Genomic DNA, 16,900 nt, shown 5'->3' with positions numbered 1-16,900 from the left:
CATCCCGGCTCTGTCGACGACCATGTCATCCCGGGCACAGTTGCATCGGAGCCGGCCACCAAAGGTCGGGCAGCAGCAAGGCGGCACGAACGGTCAACCGCGGGAGCGAATCTCGGGGTGGGCGATTCGACTCACCGGAGCCGTGCGGGCAACGGATGAGTCGCATGTGGCGATGGACGACCACACCGCGATCCGACCGACGAATTCGGCCGTCGCCGCCGAAAGCTACTTGCCCACTGTCGTGGCCGGTTCCGTTGTACGGTCTCGGTGATTACTGCGCTCGCAGGACCATGATGCCCGGGGTAGTACGCACGTAGTCGGCGAAGGGGGAGTCGACCACCTGGTTGTCGGCGGCGAGCGAGGACGCGTTGCGGAAGACCGGGCCGTTCGGTGTCATGACGAAGATGCCGACGTGGGTGACATCGAGTCCCGGCTGGTCGGCGTACGCGCCGACATAGTCACCGGTGCGGAGTCCACCGATGACGCCCTGGTCCACCGCGGCGCTGGGGATGTAGGTGATATCGCGATCGACGACCGGCAGGCCCGGAAGATATGTTCCGCCATCGGCTTTCGCGTTGAGGTGCTTGTAGACGGTCACCGCGACCGGGCTCAGTGTGCCGGTGATATCGGTGGCCGCGATGCGCGCGGTATGCGACCAGTCGCTGAAGAAGTGCTTGCGCTGCCGGAACTCGACGCGGCTATCGGTGTAGCGGGTCGCGATCAGATTCGCCACGAACTGGTCCCGATCGATCGATCTGCTCAGCGCCTCGACATAGTCGAGATAGGTGAAGCAATCCACTCGCCGCAGGTCGATGACCAGCTGTTCGGGCTGGTCCGCCGAGCCGATGAGCATATCCGCGCCATACGGTGTCCCGAGCAAGCGACTCGACAGCCGTTCGATCAGCTCACCCTTGCTCGCACCGGGCGCGGTAGCCCGCAGCGCCAGCAACTCATCGATCTTCCCGGTGGTGACATCATCGGTGACCGGTGCCCCGGCCGCGGCGGGCACAGTCGGCATGGCAATCCCGACGAATGCCGAGATGATGAGCAGTGCGCGGGCGATGCTGCGCAAAATGCCGCCAGCCGGGTCCGGGTGCGGGGTCATTTCTGCCACGTTAGTCGGCGTCCCGCGTTCTTCGGTCGCCGAACTCGAAAACGCCGTGGTGGCTTCATGATCCGCTGGTGATTCCGTCGCGAACCCTTCATTCCGAGTCGAACAGTTCGGACACGGGATGATCACGATGTTGCCGTTTCGTTATGCAAACGGTGCTCCGGTGGACGGATATTGCCTGGTCGAGCGCGAATCGACCGGACTTACAAATGCAAGCTCGTCGCGGTGTCCCGCGGGCGCCGCACTCGGCGCGACGATTCCCGGCAAGTGTGGCAGGCTCACTGATCGAGGCCGGGGTGCAGAGGTTGCTACTCGCACAACGGTCGGCGTAACCACGGGAGACCCCAGCTCCGGCTGGGGTCTTCGTGTGTCGGCGGCATGTTCGTCCTCGAACGGCGCTCATTGATGCCTATTCCGCATTGATGTGAGCTCAGTAACGGTATCTGTTAAGCATCAGTTACCGACGTAAAAGTTCGTTACGGCCGACCCGCTGCGTTTGTTGGCGCGGAACCTTCGTGTAACGATACTTTCAATCGCGAACGAACAAATCATCCCGAAGTGTTCACCCACGGTAGATACGGTCCCCATCGTCGCACCGGATTTGTCTCCTTCGGTGTGTTCGCATGCGGGTCGAATTGCCGGTCGTGGCTGTCTCGCGCATTTCTGCGCGAAAAATGAGGAATGGTGCACGTGAGTGAGTTCTGGAGTCTGAGTTCGTCGGCAGCTTTGGTCAGCGTCGGCATCTCATTGTATGGCGTCGTCGCATATCTGGTTGGAATCATGGACGGCGGCACGCGACCGCGTATGGCGTCGTGGGTGGCCTGGTGTACTGCCAATACCGTATTCGCGGTAGTCGCATATCTCGAGGGCGCATATCTCGCCGCCGGTATCAATGCCGCGTCGGCAAGTATGAATGCCGCTGTTATCGCCCTCGGTTTGCGGCGCGGTACGAGTCTGCGGCCCAGCGACAATATCGATTGGGCCTGTCTGCTCTCATCCATCGCATGTGTGCTGGTCACGGTGGAGATTTCGGAGAAGACGTTCGGTGCGCTGGTGGCCATCTGTGCCAATCTCATCGCCACCGTCCCGACGCTGCGGCACGCCTGGTCGAAGCCTCAGGAAGAAACCTGGCAAATGTTCGCCGCGAATGCCTTCGCCGGTGCGCTCGGTGTGCTCGGGGTACTGTTGGCGAGCGGATATCAATTAGCCACCGTCGCTGGTCCGCTGATTACCACTTTCGGAAATGTCGCATTGGTATCGCTCACCGTCGGCCGCGGGCGGATCATCGAAGAAACTGTTGTGCCCGTGAGAGTTGGTTAGCCGACAATGCGATCGATAATCTCCAATATCGGCGACTGTTTCACCGATCCCGGTGAATTGACCCCGGGACAGGCGCGCCGGGCGCTGGCCATCCACAATATCTGTTCACCGAGCTGTCGCATCCTGCAGCAAGCAAAATCGACTCCGGCTGCCCCGTCGACGCATTTGGTGGCCGGGGAGGGCATGACTGCGCAATATGCGACCGTAGAATTGATCGGATACGGCGAAGTATCCACCGGATATCTACACTGAGTCCTCCAGCAATAATCCGGTTTCCGGGTCGTACCAGCGGCGGGCCTGCGGCGGCACGTGCAGGTTCAGCGCATCGCCCTGGTCGGCCCGGAAGTTCGGTGGTGTCTGAACTTTGACGGTCTGTCCGCTGACCTCGGTGGTCAACAGGGTGGACGAGCCGAGCGGCTCCAGTACCTGGAGTTGCGCGCGCACCGAATCGGTGCCGGCTTCATCGCCGACGACAATGGCCTCGGGCCGGATGCCCAGAGCGAGCTTCTTACCGTTGAACGATGCGAGCGTGGCGGGAGCCGGCAGCGACTGCCCGCCGAGATCGATACTCGGTCCGTCGTCGCCGACATCGACGATCCCGGTCAGGAAGTTCATCGGCGGGCTGCCGAGGAAGCCGCCGACGAATTCGGTTGCCGGACTGTCGTATACCGCTGTCGGCGAACCGCACTGGACGATCACCCCGTCGCGCATGACCGCGACGCGATCGCCGAGCGACAGTGCCTCGACCTGGTCGTGGGTGACATAGATCGTGGTGGTGCCGAGCTCGCCGACCAGCTTCTTCAACTCGGCGCGGAACGACAGCCGCAGCAGCGCGTCGAGATTGGACAGCGGCTCGTCCATGAGCAGCACATCGGCATCCATGACGATCGCGCGTGCCACCGCGACGCGTTGGCGTTGGCCACCGGACAACTTCGCCGGATACCGATCCAGGTACGGCGTGAGTTGCAGCAGATCCGCGGCCCAGGCCACTTTGCGCCGGATCTCCACGGCGGGCACGCCGTGCACTCGCAGCCCGAAGCCGATATTGTCGGCGACCTTCTTGTTGGGGAAGACGGCATACGACTGGAACACCATCGACAGATTGCGTCGCCGCGGCTCGAGGTAGGTGACATCCTTGCCGCCGATCACGATCTGCCCCGAATCGGGCAGTTCCAGCCCGGCGATCATCCGCAACAGCGTCGTCTTACCGCAGCCGGACGGCCCGAGCAGCACCATGAACTCGCCATCGGCGACCTCGAGCGTGACCTGGTCGGTGGCGCGCACCGTGCCGCCCGGGTAGGTCTTCACCAGATCCCGCAGAATCACCTCGGCCATGTGCGGTACACCTCTGTCATCCCTACCTCTGTCATCTCAGCGTCGTCCCCCACATATTCACCAGATAGCGCCGCATCACGAAGATGAAGACCAGTGCCGGAATGATCAGCGCGAACCCGCCGGCGAACCGGTACGGCGTGGACGCCTCACCGAGCGTGGTGAGCACCTGCGCGGGCAGGGTGCGGTGTCCGAGCGTCACGATTGTCGCGCCGAGGATCTCGTTCCACGACAACACGAACGTGAAGATCGACGATGCCGCGAGACCGGGAAGCGCCAGCGGCACGACGACTTTGCGTGCCGCCTGCCAGCGGGTACAGCCGAAGACGCGCGCCGCCTCCTCGAGGTCTGCCGGTACCGCTACGAAAATGCTCGCCGTAATGAGCACGGTGGTCGGCAGTGCGAGTGTGGTGTGCACGAGCGTTACGGCGAATACCGTGTCGTAGACATCCAGCCGCAGGAACATCGTGGCCAGTGGCACCGAGAGCACCACGATCGGCAGCGCCCGCACAAACAGGATAAATATCTGGTAGGTGTCCTTGCCGCGGAAGGTATTGCGGGCCAGGGCATATCCGGCGGGTGCACCGATGACCAGCGACCACAGCACCGTGTAGAGCCCGACCAGCACCGAGTTGCCCAGTGCCGGAATGGTTCCGGTCGCGCGGAAGAACGAGTGCAGCGTCTCGGTGGAGAATTCGCTGGGCAACAATGGCTTCGGGTACTTGTTCAACGCCTCGCGCGAGGACACCGCGGCGAGTCCGATCAGCAGGATCGGCAGCGCCATGAACAGCGTCACCGCGATACATGCCACCTGTACCCCGATTGCGCGCCAGCGACGGCGGCGCAGCGGTGCGCGATCGATCGGCGGCAGCGTCGTCGGCTCACTCATCGCGACCCCTCCGGTGCCCTGATCGTCCGCAGATAGAACACCGCGGTACCGAGCGAGATGGCAAGCACCACAAGCGAAACCGCGCTCGCCACCGCCGGATTCTGCAGATTCGAGTACCACTCGTAGGTCTCGCCGACCAAGAGCGGAAAGTCGCGCCCGGTGAGTGCCTGCGCGACGGCGAAGGCCTGCAGCGCGAGGATGGTGCGCAGGATCAGCGCGACCTGCAGACTCGGCCCGAGTTGCGGCAGCGTCACATGCCGCAGCCGCTGCCAGAAGTTGGCGCCGAATACCTGCGCGGCCTCGTCGTAATCCCGTGGAATCAGCTGCACGCCCGCCACCACGATGACGAAGACCAGCGAGGTCGCCCGCCAGATCTCGGCGATCACCACCGCGAGCAGCATGGTGCCGGTGTGCTGATAGTTCAACCACTGCACGCCGTCCTCGGACAGCCCGAGCCAGACCAGCAGTGAGTTCAGGTATCCGCGATTGCCGAAGATCGACAACCACACCAGGCCGGCGGCCAGTTCGGAGATCGCCAACGGCACACACCACAGGTAGAAGTGGCCACTCGCGAACCGCGGCCGCGCCTGCATCAGCAGCGCCATGCCGACCGCGAGCACCAACTGGATCGGCACCACGATCACGATCAACAACAGCGTATTACGCAGTGATGTAAGGAAATACGGGTCGTCGAACAAACGCCGCCAGTGCGCGAGCGTGAAGCCGTGATCGTCGCCGAACGCGTCGAAGATCGCCCGCACCAATGGCCACCCGAACAGCGCGGCCAGCAGCACGATCGAAGGCAGCAGCAGAATCCACGGGGAACCGAGTCGCGCGCGCATACCTACCCCACCCCGCAGCGGTCGGCGACGGGATCCGGTGCCCAGCACGGCACCTTCAGTTCGTCGAGTATGCCCTGCAGCACCCGGGCCTGCTGATCGAGTGTGGATCGAATATCGGCTCCGTCCAACACAATCGAGCGGAAGCTGTCTTTGAACACCTTGCTCACCTCACCCTCGCGCTGACCGAGACCGACCGGCGGCAGTGACAGGATCGCGCCCGACGCCTGCTGCTGTCGGTGCACGGCATCGGCTTCGAGCTTGACCGCCGGAGGCAGATCCTCGGGGATGGCGGTGTCGACCGACGGGAAGAAGCCGTTGGAGCGCAGCAGTTCGATCTGGGTTTCCGGCTTGGTCAGCGCGCTGATGGTGCGCTGCGCGAGTTCGGCATCGGTGCTGCCCTTGGGAATCGCGAGCCCGGCGACCACGGCCATATAGCCGAGACCGTGTTTGCCGCGCGGTGCGGGCAGCATGCGCCAGTCCTGCGGGTCGTGCTCGGGCGCGTGTACGAGGCGGACGACGTGATCCCAGGCCATGCGCACCTCGCCACCGGCCAGTGGTTCCTGCATGAAGTCGTAATTCGTACTCGACTGTGCGCAGTTGGCCCACAGTTCGCGGAAGTACTGCCAGGCGGTCACGGCCTCGGCCGAGCGGAAGGTGGTGATCTGACCGCCCGTGAACGACGGCAGCAGGTAGCCCTGTGTGAAGCGATGCAGCAGTCCCTTCGGACCGGCGGGCAGTCCGAGCATCGGTCGGTTGCCATTGGCGCGGCGCGCGGCGATCGCCCAGTCGAGGAACTGGTCGTAGGTCAGTGCGGTGGCATCCGCGCCTGACGGCAGGTGTTGCAGTGCGTCGGCGTGCGCGGCGAGTACATAACTCGCGGTTGCCCAGGGGATATACCACGTCCGGTCGGTGCCGGACCTGGCAAGCTGCAGGTAGGCGTCGGGCCAGCCGCGATTGCCGAGGTCGGCGAGCAGGCCGGTGAGATCCTCGAGGTAGCCGTCGGCCAGCGGTGCGATATCGCCGTGCAGCCCACCGAGCAGACCGATCTGCGTCGAGCCCGCTCCGACCTGGCTGCGTACCTGACTCGCGAACGGACTCTCTTCGATGGTCACATAGCTGACGCCGGGTGCGGTCTTGCCGAGCAGATTGCGGAACCGCTCGGCCTCGTCGGCGGGGCGGAATTGGGTGGAGAGGAAGACCATGCCGCCACTTCCGGTAGTGGCGAAGCCGGTGCACGCGGCAGTGAGCGCGAGGGTACCGATGCCCGCCGCGCCGAGGAATGCCCGACGCGTCAGTCCGGATGTCGGCATATGTGGCTCCCGAGGCAGGATTGGGGCCGGGCGAGCCGATACCAAACCATCATGCCCAGATACAAACAGATGCACGCGCACAATCGAGCGTGCAACTTCCCGTGACTGAGAATAAAACCCGAGTTGTGTTGCGGCACAAATAAAAAGGAAGCTACCCCTCTCAAAAAACTTATGAGAATCTTTGGATAACGAATTCTTTACGCACCGCCCCGCCGGATGGCCGCGCCCCCTATGCTCGGGGCTTTCACGAGTGATAGACGCTGCGATAGATGAAGAAACGGATAGCCGCATGACCGCCAGGACCGACCTAGAACACGAACTACGCGGCCCGCTGGCGGCAACCGGGCTGATCACCGAGCAGGAGGCCGCCGAACTGCTCGAGATGTTCCGCTCGGCCAAACGACTCGAGACGGCGGCGCTCATCGACGCTATCGATGAGATGGTCGGCGCGCTGCCCCGGCCGTTCCGAGCGGTGACGAAAAAGATCATGTTCGGGAGTCGGCTCGGCTGATGAGTGATCTGGTAACCGGTGCCCAGATCGTCCTACTGTCACGGACCTTGCATGCCCCCGTGGAGCGACTGGCGCATCTGGAGCGGTTGGGCAGTGAGAATCTGCACGAACTCCAGGAACGGCTGGCGGGACTGATCTTCGACCAGCACAACGAGACGTTCGAGCGGATCAGCAAACTGGTGCCGATCATTCCGCTGCGCATCTCGATGCCGCTGGTGCAGCGCCTCGTCCCGCCGATGATGACGGGCCGGGCCGCGGGCGCGGTCGGTGTCGATCACCCGAAAAAGGCAGCCGAGACGGTTGCCATGCTCGCGCCACCGTATGTGGCGGACTGTGCGCCGTATATGGACCCGCGCACCGTCGGCCAACTCGCCGGGGTGGCGCCGCCGGAACCCATCGTGCGGATTCTCAACGAGATGTTGGCCCGCAAGGACTACATCACCGCGGGGCCGTTCCTCGACGCCTTCGCCACACCGACCCTGGTCGCGGCCTTCGAGCAGGCCGTACTCGATGACGAGGGTCTGATCTACTCCGCCGCGTACGCCTATTCGGTGGCGGGCGTGAGCACCATCCTGCGCCAAATGCTGACCGGGCCGCGGCAGCGGATGCCGCGGATGTTGCACACCGTGGTCATCGGGTCGACCGGGCTGCAGTTGGCCGCGCTGTCGACATTCGCGCGCTGTGAGACCGAACTGACCGCGTCGATCGGCGATGTGCTGCTCAGCATCGGCTCCACCGAAATGATCGGCAATCTCATCGCGACCTATTTGCGGGCCGGTGCGGCGCCGGAGCTGTTGACCTTCATCGGACGGCTCAGTCCCTGGGCTCTCGGCGCCTTGGCCGCGAATCCGATCGTCGCGAACGACGCGGCATTGGCCGGACTCGTCGGCAGCCTGGAAGGCCGCATCGAGTCCGACCTGTGGCGTGGACTCTTCAGCCTGATGTCCCATGCCGACGCCGGGATCCAGCGACGCATGGTGGCCCTGCTCGCGCAGATGAACGATGCGATGGTCTCCGCCCTGCCCGGCATCGCCACCGACGCCCACTTCTGGCCGCTGCTGCTGGACCTGGTCGCCGCCGCGGACACACCGGTCCGCGGCCGCTTCGAAGCGATGTGGTCGAACCTGCCGCCGGAGCGCCGCATCGACCTGGAGCACCGCATCAGGGAACTCGGCCTGAACATCCGCCTGGCACCGGTGACCACCACAACGCTTTCGATAGACGAGGTGTTCTACCGCCGCCGCCAGATGCGCCGCCGCTACAACGCGGCACAGAGTTGGGACTGAGTGCGCACGGCGCGAGCATTGCTCTAGCTGCGAGATTGCTCGCGCGACGGTGGCCGGAAATCCCGATTCGGGCAGGTTGGGTCAGGGGCTGACGAAATCTGCTGTCTATCTGACCGATCCGGTCGGGGCTACCGACAAAGCCTGGATTCCGGCGTTCAATTTCGAGCACATCGCGTACTACGCGACCTTTCGAAAACGCCTGGAAGGTAAGACAAATGACCGAGTTCGTGACATTCGAGGAGGGGCGGATCGCCTGCGATGTCGTCGGGGACGGACCGCTGGTGGTGCTTTCCCACGGCATCGGAACTTCCCGGCACGACTATCGTCATCTCGTACCGCGACTGGCCGCCGCGGGCTATCGGGTGGTGAATGCCGACCTGCGTGGACATGGCGAATCCAGCCCCGGCTGGCCGTCGGTGACCGGGAAGGCGGCCATCAGCCGGACCGATGTCGCGGGCGATCTGCTCAGTGTGATTCGGTATTTCGGCGGCCCCGCGGTGGTAGTCGGCCACTCCCTGTCCGGCGGTGCGGCGACCATTGCCGCGGCCGAGGCACCCGAACTGGTCAGTGCCATTGTCGAGATCAACCCGTTCACCAGGAGGCAGCGACTGGATGTCGGCGCTCTGTGGGCGGTGCCGCGGTACCGGCACGGGGTGGTGCGGTTGCTGGGCGCGCTGCTGCTCGGGTCGCCGCGGCTGTGGCGCAGATACCTCGATATCGCCTATCCGACCAAGCCCGAGGACTTTCCGAGCTACCTCGACGGCGTGTTCACCACCTTGCGGGAACCCGGCCGGTGGCGCGAGGTCCGCAAGACCGGCAAGACCACCCCGGCCGATGCCGAGGTGGCGCTGTCGCAGGTGCACCGGCCGACGCTGGTGATCATGGGCGCCGAGGATCCCGATTTCCCGGACCCGAAGGCCGAGGCCATGTCGATCGTCGCGGCCATGCCCATGGGCATCGGCAAGGTGGCCGTCATCGAGCACGGCGGGCACTATCCGCACGCACAGTTCGGTGACCGTGTCGCCGAATTGATCATTCCCTTTCTCGGACGGCATGCCGCCGGTGTGGTCGCGCCGGCCCGGCACGCGGGGTGATCGGTCTGCACATTGCCGGGACAGTCCTGGGCGTGTGCGGTGATGATAGGGATGTGTCGACGCCTCGCACGGTTGTCCTCGTGGTCTACGACGGCATCCAGCTGATCGAATTGGCGGGTCCGATGGACATCTTCGGTGCCGTCAACGCCGTCGTCGGCGCGCCGGCCTACCGGGTGGTGACGGCATCGCCGCGCGCCGGTGCCGTCACCGTCGACGGCGGGTTGACGATGAATGTCGAACATTCCCTGCCGGAACTCGCGGCCGGTGCGGACGAAATCGACACCTTGATGGTGATCGGAGGCAACGGTGCCTTCGTCCCATCGGTATCCGCCGACGTGGTGCGCGAGCTCCCGGCCATCGCTCGGCGATCGCGGCGGGTGACGTCGGTATGCGCAGGCTCGCTATTGCTGGCCGGGGCCGGATTGCTCGACGGTTATCGCGCGACAACGCATTGGGGCGCATGTGCGGTGATGGCCGAGCGCTTCCCGCGGGTGCTGGTCGAACCGGACCGGATCTACGTCAACGATGGCAACCGGTGGACCTCGGCCGGGGTCACCGCGAGCATTGATCTCGCGCTCGCCCTGGTCGAGGCGGATCACGGTACCGAGGTGGCGCAGTTGATCGCCCGGTGGTTCGTCGTCTTCACCCGCAGGCCTGGGGGCCAAGCGCAATTCAGCGCTCAACTACGTGCGCAACCGGCGCGTACCCCGGCGATCCGGGCCGTACAGCAATGGCTGCCCGACCATCTGGACGAAGACCTGGGTGTGGCCGCGCTTGCGGCGCGGGCCGGGCTGAGCGAGCGCGCCTTCGCTCGTGCATTCCGCGCCGAAACCGGCAGTACCCCAGCGGCTTTCGTGGAGAATCTGCGCATCGAGGCGGCCCGGCGACTGCTCGAGACGACAGATCTGACGGTGGTCGCGATCGCCAAGGTGGTCGGCTACAAGCACGGCGAGACGCTGCACCGGGTCTTCTCCCGACAGCTGGCCACCACACCCGATCGCTACCGACAGCATTTCGCGATTTCCGGTTCCGGTCCGGATACAGACGATGTCAGCTTCCGGGAAAGCCGGGCGGCAGCGGCTGGAAGTCTGCCTTGAACTTCGGCCCCGGCGGCAGACCACGCAGCACTGCGCTGGTCCAGGCCACCGCGGGCGGCCAGCCGGTGACGGCATTGACAATGTGTTCGGGGACGGGAACGGTGTAGAAGCGCAGATCCGCGCCCCGCTCCCAATAGCTTTGGACAGTCGGCAACACCACCGATGGCGGGATCAGTTCGTCCCACAGGCCGTGCCACCACAGTATCGGCGTATCCGGAAGGTACTTGCCCAAGCTGTTGTCCCGCAACACCCGAAGGATCTCCGGGGATGACTCCAGCGACTTGCCGGGCTGATAGTAGGCACTGATGGGTCGATAGACGCCGGTGAGCGCAATGGTTGCATAGCAACGACTTTCGACATCCGCGAGGATCTGCTGCCCGTCAGCCGTCAGCAGTTCGGCGGGATCGAAGACATCCGGATACTCCCGGGCCAGACTCGCGAAGCCGAGCCACATGGTGAAGTTGCTCGTGCCGGTGAGTCCGGGTTCATATCGGGTCGCGTACCCGGCCTCCGCCACCAGATCGCCGGGTGTGCCGCCGACGGTGGTGCCGAGCAACCGCACGTCGGGTGCGTAGCTCGCGCGCAGCTCGGCCGCGCGCATGGAACCGGAACCGCCGCCCGAATATCCGTATAGCGCGATGCCGGAATCGGTCAGTCGGAGGGCCGGATCGTTCTTCACCGCGCGCAGGCTGTCGAGGACCATCTTGCCCTCCGCATAGGTGTTGAAGGTATTGAACTTTCCGTCGAAGTCGGGCACGTTGATCGCGAAACCCTGTGCCAACCAATAGATCACCAGCGCCGACTCCTTCATGGTGCCGGTCTGCAAGGTATGCGAGGGATTGCAGGCCGAATCGGTGGAGTCGATCGCCTCTTGGAAGGACAGCACCGGCCGGGGGCTGCCCTGCCACGGGATGCCCGGCACCACAACAGTTGTCGCGGTCACGATCGGATTGTCGTGCACATCGTTCGAGCGGAACAGCAGTTGCTTGGTGTAGACCGGGAACGGAATGCCGAGCACCCGCGTCTGCACTTCGCGGCTGCGCACGATCTGCCCTGGCTGATACGAATTCAGAGCCGCGGGATCGTCGTACCACGGGTCCTGATCCGGTGACGGGATCGGCAGCAGATCGTAGATCTGCGGCTCGGTCGGCAACTGCGGCAGTTGATTCTGATCCGGCGGGAAGGTCGGCGGGAAGACCGGATCGGCGGCTGCCACCCCGCCACTGCCCACCGTCAGACCTGCCGCCACCGTCAGGCCCGCTGCCGCCGCCAGCACCGCGAGCCGCCGCCGAGATCGCTTCATCGCATCCTCCGAATCTCCCTTGATCCGCCAGCCGATCCTGGGGTCGGCTTGCTGGATTCAGCTCACCGCAATCGGCCGCGCCGGGCTATCGGCATGATGCAGAGCTTGGACTTCGGGTTTTGTGCATGTGCACGAGCCGAGCCCGGCCGGGGTGTCGAACGCGGCATCGCCCCGCGGGGTCATCGGAGTACCCGTTGAACCTTCAAATAAAACGCATTGAATGTGCCGCTAAATAACGGTACATTCTTCCGCGACATGACTGCTCACTGGAAGGCCTGGTCATGATCGCAGTTCGGGGACCAGTCGAGTTGTCGGCGCTCGCGGATGCACTGCACGCCGAGGATGTCGGTTATCGCAGATCGCTGCGCGCGCGCCAAGTGCAGATGATCGCGATCGGCGGGGTGATCGGCACCGGGTTATTTCTCGGTGCCGGTGGCCGGCTCGCCAGCGCCGGACCGGGATTGTTCCTGGTGTATGCCGTATGCGGCGTATTCGTCTTCTTCATCCTGCGCGCGCTCGGCGAACTCGTGCTGCATCGGCCATCCGCCGGATCGTTCGTCTCCTATGCGCGCGAGTTCTACGGGGAGAAGCTGGCTTTCGCCGTCGGATGGACCTACTTCTTCCACTGGTGCATGACGGGGATCGTCGATATCACCGCCATCGCCACCTATGCGCACTACTGGGGCGTGCTCGAGGTCGTCCCGCACTGGGTGATCGCGCTCATCGCCCTGATCGCGGTGGTGAGTACCAATCTGATCTCGGTGCGCTGGTTCGGCGAACTGGAATTCTGGGTCGCGCTGGTCAAAGTCGTTGCCCTGGTCGGCTTTCTGATCATCGGCACGATCTTCCTGGCCGGCCGCTTCAAGATTCAGGGTGCGCCGACCGGTATCGGGGTGGTCACCGGGCACGGCGGACTTTTCCCGACCGGCCTGCTGCCGCTGGTCACCGTGACCACCGGTGTTGTATTTGCCTATGCCGCAGTCGAACTGGTCGGTATCGCGGCCGGTGAGGCGGAGCATCCGGAGACGACCATGCCGCGGTCGATCAACTCGGTCATCGCCCGTATCGGACTGTTCTATGTCGGTTCGCTGGTACTGCTCGGACTGCTTTTGCCCTATACGGTCTTTCGGGCCGGTGAGAGTCCGTTCGTCACGTTCTTCGCGAAGATCGGCGTGCCGGCGGCAGGTTCGATCATGAACCTGATCGTGCTCACGGCTGCCTTCTCGAGTCTCAATGCCGGGTTGTACTCGACCGGGCGGATTCTGCGTTCGATGTCGATGAACGGCAGCGCGCCCGGTGTGGCCTCACGCATGTCGCGCAGCGGTGTACCCTACGTCGGCATTCTGGCCACCGGTGCCATCGCCCTGGTCGGGGTCGGACTCGATGCGGTGGTGCCGGACAAGGCCTTCGAGATCGTGCTGAACGCATCCGCACTCGGCACCATTGTGTCGTGGACCGCGGTCCTGCTCTGTCACCTCAGACTCTGGCGCGAATGGCGCCGCGGTTTGGCCTGGCGCCCGGCCTCCCGCCTGCCCGGCGCCCCTTACACCGATGTGGCGACCCTGCTCTTTCTGGCCACGGTCGTAATCCTGATGGCCTGTAGCGGCGATATGGTCCAGCGCATCGCCGTACTCGCCATGCTCGTCATCCTGGGGCCGGCCCTGATCGGCGGCTGGTTCCTGGCTCGCCGAAAAGTATTGCGAATAGCCCGCATCCGCCAACATCACACCGGCCAATTCGCCGTAGTGGCCGAGCGTCCACCGCTCGGTCCATCCGCCGAGCCGGAAGTGATCATCGAGACCGCCAAGGCCCGCTACGTCAACCCGGACTCGTTCTAGGAGCCGAAGCACGTCGGGTGCTCATCCGACGATTCGTGCGACAGCAGCTGCTCGCGATCGCAGCGATGGGCGGGCAATTGTCATTATTCCTCGATCGGGATGTCTTCCGTCGTCGGGATCGACCGGTTGCCAGCGCTGGAAAGTGCTGGGATACCGACACTTCCGCCCAGTAGCTGGCCACTTGTAACCCTTGGTTCTCGATGACCATATGTGCCGTTACGGTGTCCTGCGCGCGTCGAGCCGCGCGAATATTCCGCGACCGCGCGGGGCGAACAAGTGGTGAACAGCTGCGGTCGGAGTGGATACGAAAAGCCAACGGGCTCTGATGGTTTCGCTGTGCGCTGTTCACCGATCGGAGGGGGGTCGTTCAACGCGCGTCGTTAGCGTTGATGGTCATAGCCGGAGACTGTTGAGCAGCTCCGAGGGTCTATCGGCTTCGATGCTCGTCTTGCCATGCCGTGCCTGTGTTTGGGGTGCGCGGAAACGAATCAGGTTGTGGTAGTGAACAACTGGAGATCGGATTACTGGGATCCGGATCGATGGCAGTTGCCCGCGGTGCTGCGGCGGTGTCGTACGTGGATACGCGCGACGCGGCGGCGGCGCTGGACGGTCGCCGTCCTGCTCACAGTCTTCGTTTTGGTTGTCTTCCCGGGCCTGCTCGGTGCCACGGCCTCGGCCACGGCCGAAAGCGGCACCCGCTCCGCCGGGTCGTCGGTCGGCAGCGCGCTCGGCTGGACCCATGTCGCCGATTCCTCGGGGGTCGAGGCCGCCAGCTATGTGTTCGCCACCGACCACGGTGGTGTGCTCAATCCGGGAAGTACCGCGATATCCCTGGTGATCGGCCTGGAGTTCGCGGGCTGGAAAATCATTGTGATCACGGCGATCTGGCTTATCGGCTACGCCCTGAGTTTCGAGTGGCTGAACATCTTCTCGAAGGCTCTGCTCGGGGTGGCGCACAGCCTGACCGGGCAGATCGCGACGCCGATCATGTTGGTGACCGCCGCGACGATCGGTGCGTTCTTCGTCGCGTGGTTCGTCGTACGCGGCTTCTACTCCAAAGCCACCCTGCAAATGGCAACCATGATCATGGTTGGGTTGCTGGGGCCGATATTCCTGGCCGAACCACTGGCCGATGTGCTGTCGTCGAACGGTCTGCTGGCGCAGGGCCGCGATCTCGGCATTTCGGTGGCGGCCGGATTGAACGGCAATAACAATGTCGATCCGTCCCACATGGTCGCGACCATGCAGGGCACGCTGACCGACAACTTCGCCCGTCGTCCACTGCAAGTCTGGAACTTCGGGCATGTGGTCGACGAACGGACATCATGCCGTGCCGCGTGGTCGGCCGGTGTCACGGCGGGCAGCGAGGACCGGGTGAAGCGGGGCATCGGTTCCTGCGGGGACAGCGCGGCCAAGGAATCGATGGAGAACCCGAATTTCGAGCAGATCGGCACCGGCCTGTTGCTGCTGCTGGCCGGGGCCATCCTGCTCGCCTTCGGGGCTGTGCTCGCGATCAAGGTGATCCGGGCCGCACTCGACACGATCTACCACGGGTTGATGTCGATCTTCGGTTTCGCCGCAGGCGGATTCGTCTACGGACCGACTCAGACGTTCCTGATCCGCAATATCGTCGACAGCTTCGTCGCCGCGGCACGCATGACCGCCTACACCATCTTTCTCGGCGTGTATGTGCTGATCCTGGGGGACCTGTTCAAGCTCGCCGGCGATCAGGTGATGGTGGTGTTCATCATCGGCGCGATCTTCGAAATCGTAGCGATCCTTCAGCTCAAACGCCTCAGTCACAGTCTGGACCGCGGCAATGAGTGGATCGCGAACCGGTTCGCACTGGCCGTGCAGGGCAGCGGTGGTGGCGGACGCGGTTCGGGTGGCAGCGCGACCGCCCTCGGTATGGGCGTGGCCGGGGCGGGGCATTCCATGCGCATGGGCATGCTGCCTGCTCTCGCCGCCTTCAGCACCGTCAGCAATTCGCCTGCGACCGAATGGTTGTGGGGACGGACCCGTTCACCGTTGCGGCCGTTCTCCCGCACCGAGCGGAGTGCCCAGTTGGGTCAGTGGGGGTTTTGGGGTGCGCCAGGAATGGGTGGGCCCAGGGGTTCCTACGCCCAGGCATACGTGCACCGGCCCGTATTCGGGCGGGCCGCCCGGGAGGCCGCGATTGCCGCGCCGGGCGGTGGCATCAATACCGTTCGCGGCGCGGCTGCGGCGCTGCAGGGTTTGGAGGATATCGGCGGGAAGATCAGCGATGCACCGGCTGCGCTGCTCGCCGCCGGATTCACCGACGAGAACATCGTGTTCAACGCCATTCGCTCGTGGTCGATTGTCGACGGCAATTCCAAGGACTGGACGATGGCCAACAACCATCTCGGCCACGTGGTCGCCGCGGTCCAACGCGTCCAGGACTCGTCGCTTCGCCTCATTGCGGGTGGCAGCGATCCCGGTGAGGTCGCAGCGGATCTCGCCACCCTGCAGGCCGCCGCATTCCGATACCGGCGCTCGGTCCCTCAAGGCGTCACTCTCGATCAGGGCGCAGCCAACGGAGCAGAGCAGCGATTCGTCGATGCATACCTGAACGCACCTACAGCGGAAGTGGCCCAGGATCTCCAACGAGTCGCCAATGGCGCTGCCGCGACCGGTCCGTTGGCTGGTACTCAATTCGACCAACTGGCCGCCCAGCGCATGATGGGGGCGATCGGAAGCAGGCAGGCGGACCGTGTGCTGGACAGCGTCAACGACGCATTGCGTGATCCGACGAACCAACAGTTGCTCCGCGTGGCTCGTGGCAACATCTCCGACGCGACCCTTACCGACCAGGCGTTGAGTGGAGCCAAACGAACCGCGACGAATACACCGACGCCTCCGGCGCCCAACAGTCCGCCGCGGCCCGGCTGGGCTCGGCCGATGGCCCAGGTCGGCCGTCGGCTCAACTGAACTGGTGCGCTATCCGGT

14 protein-coding genes are annotated in these 16,900 nt (G+C 64.4%); 8 read left to right on the top strand and 6 right to left on the bottom strand.

Translation table 11 applies throughout. The annotated features are described in order from the left end of the window. Positions 1–271: 271 nt before the first annotated feature. Positions 272–1,105 (bottom strand): DUF1460 domain-containing protein, encoded by an 834-nt coding sequence (locus AB0L58_RS25685; RefSeq protein WP_364390234.1) that lies wholly within the window; start codon positions 1,103–1,105, stop codon positions 272–274. 696 nt (positions 1,106–1,801) lie between these two features. On the opposite strand from AB0L58_RS25685, the gene AB0L58_RS25680 reads away from it, so the two are divergent. Both AB0L58_RS25680 and AB0L58_RS25675 read left to right on the top strand, forming a co-directional pair. Further along, a complete protein-coding gene (locus AB0L58_RS25680; protein WP_364390232.1) occupies positions 1,802–2,431 on the top strand; it encodes a hypothetical protein in 630 nt (209 codons plus the stop codon). 6 nt (positions 2,432–2,437) lie between these two features. Continuing rightward, positions 2,438–2,683, top strand: coding sequence for a hypothetical protein (locus AB0L58_RS25675; RefSeq protein ID WP_364390231.1), 246 nt, complete (start codon positions 2,438–2,440; stop codon positions 2,681–2,683). Here AB0L58_RS25675 and AB0L58_RS25670 read toward each other — a convergent pair. Genes AB0L58_RS25670 through AB0L58_RS25655 form a run of 4 tightly spaced genes read right to left on the bottom strand, consistent with a single transcriptional unit; the run spans position 2,675 to position 6,804 of the window. Continuing rightward, entirely contained in the window at positions 2,675–3,766 is a 1,092-nt protein-coding gene (locus tag AB0L58_RS25670; protein WP_364390230.1) for an ATP-binding cassette domain-containing protein, read from the bottom strand. The genes AB0L58_RS25675 and AB0L58_RS25670 overlap by 9 nt on opposite strands. Positions 3,767–3,797: 31 nt before the next feature. Continuing rightward, positions 3,798–4,652: a carbohydrate ABC transporter permease gene (locus AB0L58_RS25665; RefSeq protein ID WP_364390229.1), complete on the bottom strand. Its 855-nt coding sequence runs from the start codon at positions 4,650–4,652 to the stop codon at positions 3,798–3,800. Then, complete coding sequence (locus AB0L58_RS25660) at positions 4,649–5,494, bottom strand: sugar ABC transporter permease (protein ID WP_364390227.1); 846 nt, start codon at positions 5,492–5,494, stop codon at positions 4,649–4,651. Before AB0L58_RS25660 ends, AB0L58_RS25665 begins: the two co-directional genes overlap by 4 nt. A 2-nt stretch (positions 5,495–5,496) precedes the next feature. Beyond that, positions 5,497–6,804: an ABC transporter substrate-binding protein gene (locus AB0L58_RS25655; RefSeq protein ID WP_364390225.1), complete on the bottom strand. Its 1,308-nt coding sequence runs from the start codon at positions 6,802–6,804 to the stop codon at positions 5,497–5,499. 289 nt (positions 6,805–7,093) lie between these two features. On the opposite strand from AB0L58_RS25655, the gene AB0L58_RS25650 reads away from it, so the two are divergent. From AB0L58_RS25650 to AB0L58_RS25635, 4 genes are all read left to right on the top strand, one after another. After that, positions 7,094–7,315, top strand: a complete 222-nt coding sequence (locus AB0L58_RS25650) for a hypothetical protein (RefSeq protein ID WP_364390223.1) — start codon at positions 7,094–7,096, stop codon at positions 7,313–7,315. Then, entirely contained in the window at positions 7,315–8,601 is a 1,287-nt protein-coding gene (locus AB0L58_RS25645; RefSeq protein WP_364390222.1) for a hypothetical protein, read from the top strand. Before AB0L58_RS25650 ends, AB0L58_RS25645 begins: the two co-directional genes overlap by 1 nt. 215 nt (positions 8,602–8,816) lie before the next feature. After that, on the top strand, positions 8,817–9,695 hold the full coding sequence (locus tag AB0L58_RS25640) for an alpha/beta hydrolase (RefSeq protein ID WP_364390221.1): 879 nt from the start codon (positions 8,817–8,819) through the stop codon (positions 9,693–9,695). Between the two features lie 53 nt (positions 9,696–9,748). Continuing rightward, positions 9,749–10,792 (top strand): helix-turn-helix domain-containing protein, encoded by a 1,044-nt coding sequence (locus AB0L58_RS25635; RefSeq protein WP_364390220.1) that lies wholly within the window; start codon positions 9,749–9,751, stop codon positions 10,790–10,792. On the opposite strand, the gene AB0L58_RS25630 is transcribed toward AB0L58_RS25635, so the two are convergent. After that, a complete protein-coding gene (locus AB0L58_RS25630) occupies positions 10,746–12,095 on the bottom strand; it encodes a lipase family protein (protein ID WP_364390219.1) in 1,350 nt (449 codons plus the stop codon). The genes AB0L58_RS25635 and AB0L58_RS25630 overlap by 47 nt on opposite strands. Before the next feature lie 281 nt (positions 12,096–12,376). Here AB0L58_RS25630 and AB0L58_RS25625 point away from each other — a divergent pair, with 281 nt between their 5' ends. After that, on the top strand, positions 12,377–13,933 hold the full coding sequence (locus AB0L58_RS25625) for an amino acid permease (protein ID WP_364390217.1): 1,557 nt from the start codon (positions 12,377–12,379) through the stop codon (positions 13,931–13,933). A 501-nt stretch (positions 13,934–14,434) separates the two neighbouring features. Continuing rightward, complete coding sequence (locus AB0L58_RS25620) at positions 14,435–16,882, top strand: hypothetical protein (protein ID WP_364390215.1); 2,448 nt, start codon at positions 14,435–14,437, stop codon at positions 16,880–16,882. Positions 16,883–16,900: the final 18 nt, after the last annotated feature.

Origin of the sequence: Nocardia sp. NPDC052112 (assembly GCF_040680135.1) — a bacterium.
Lineage (GTDB): Bacteria > Actinomycetota > Actinomycetes > Mycobacteriales > Mycobacteriaceae > Nocardia.
Note: the sequence above shows the minus strand (reverse complement) of the source record. Positions and strands in the feature narration are given on the sequence as shown.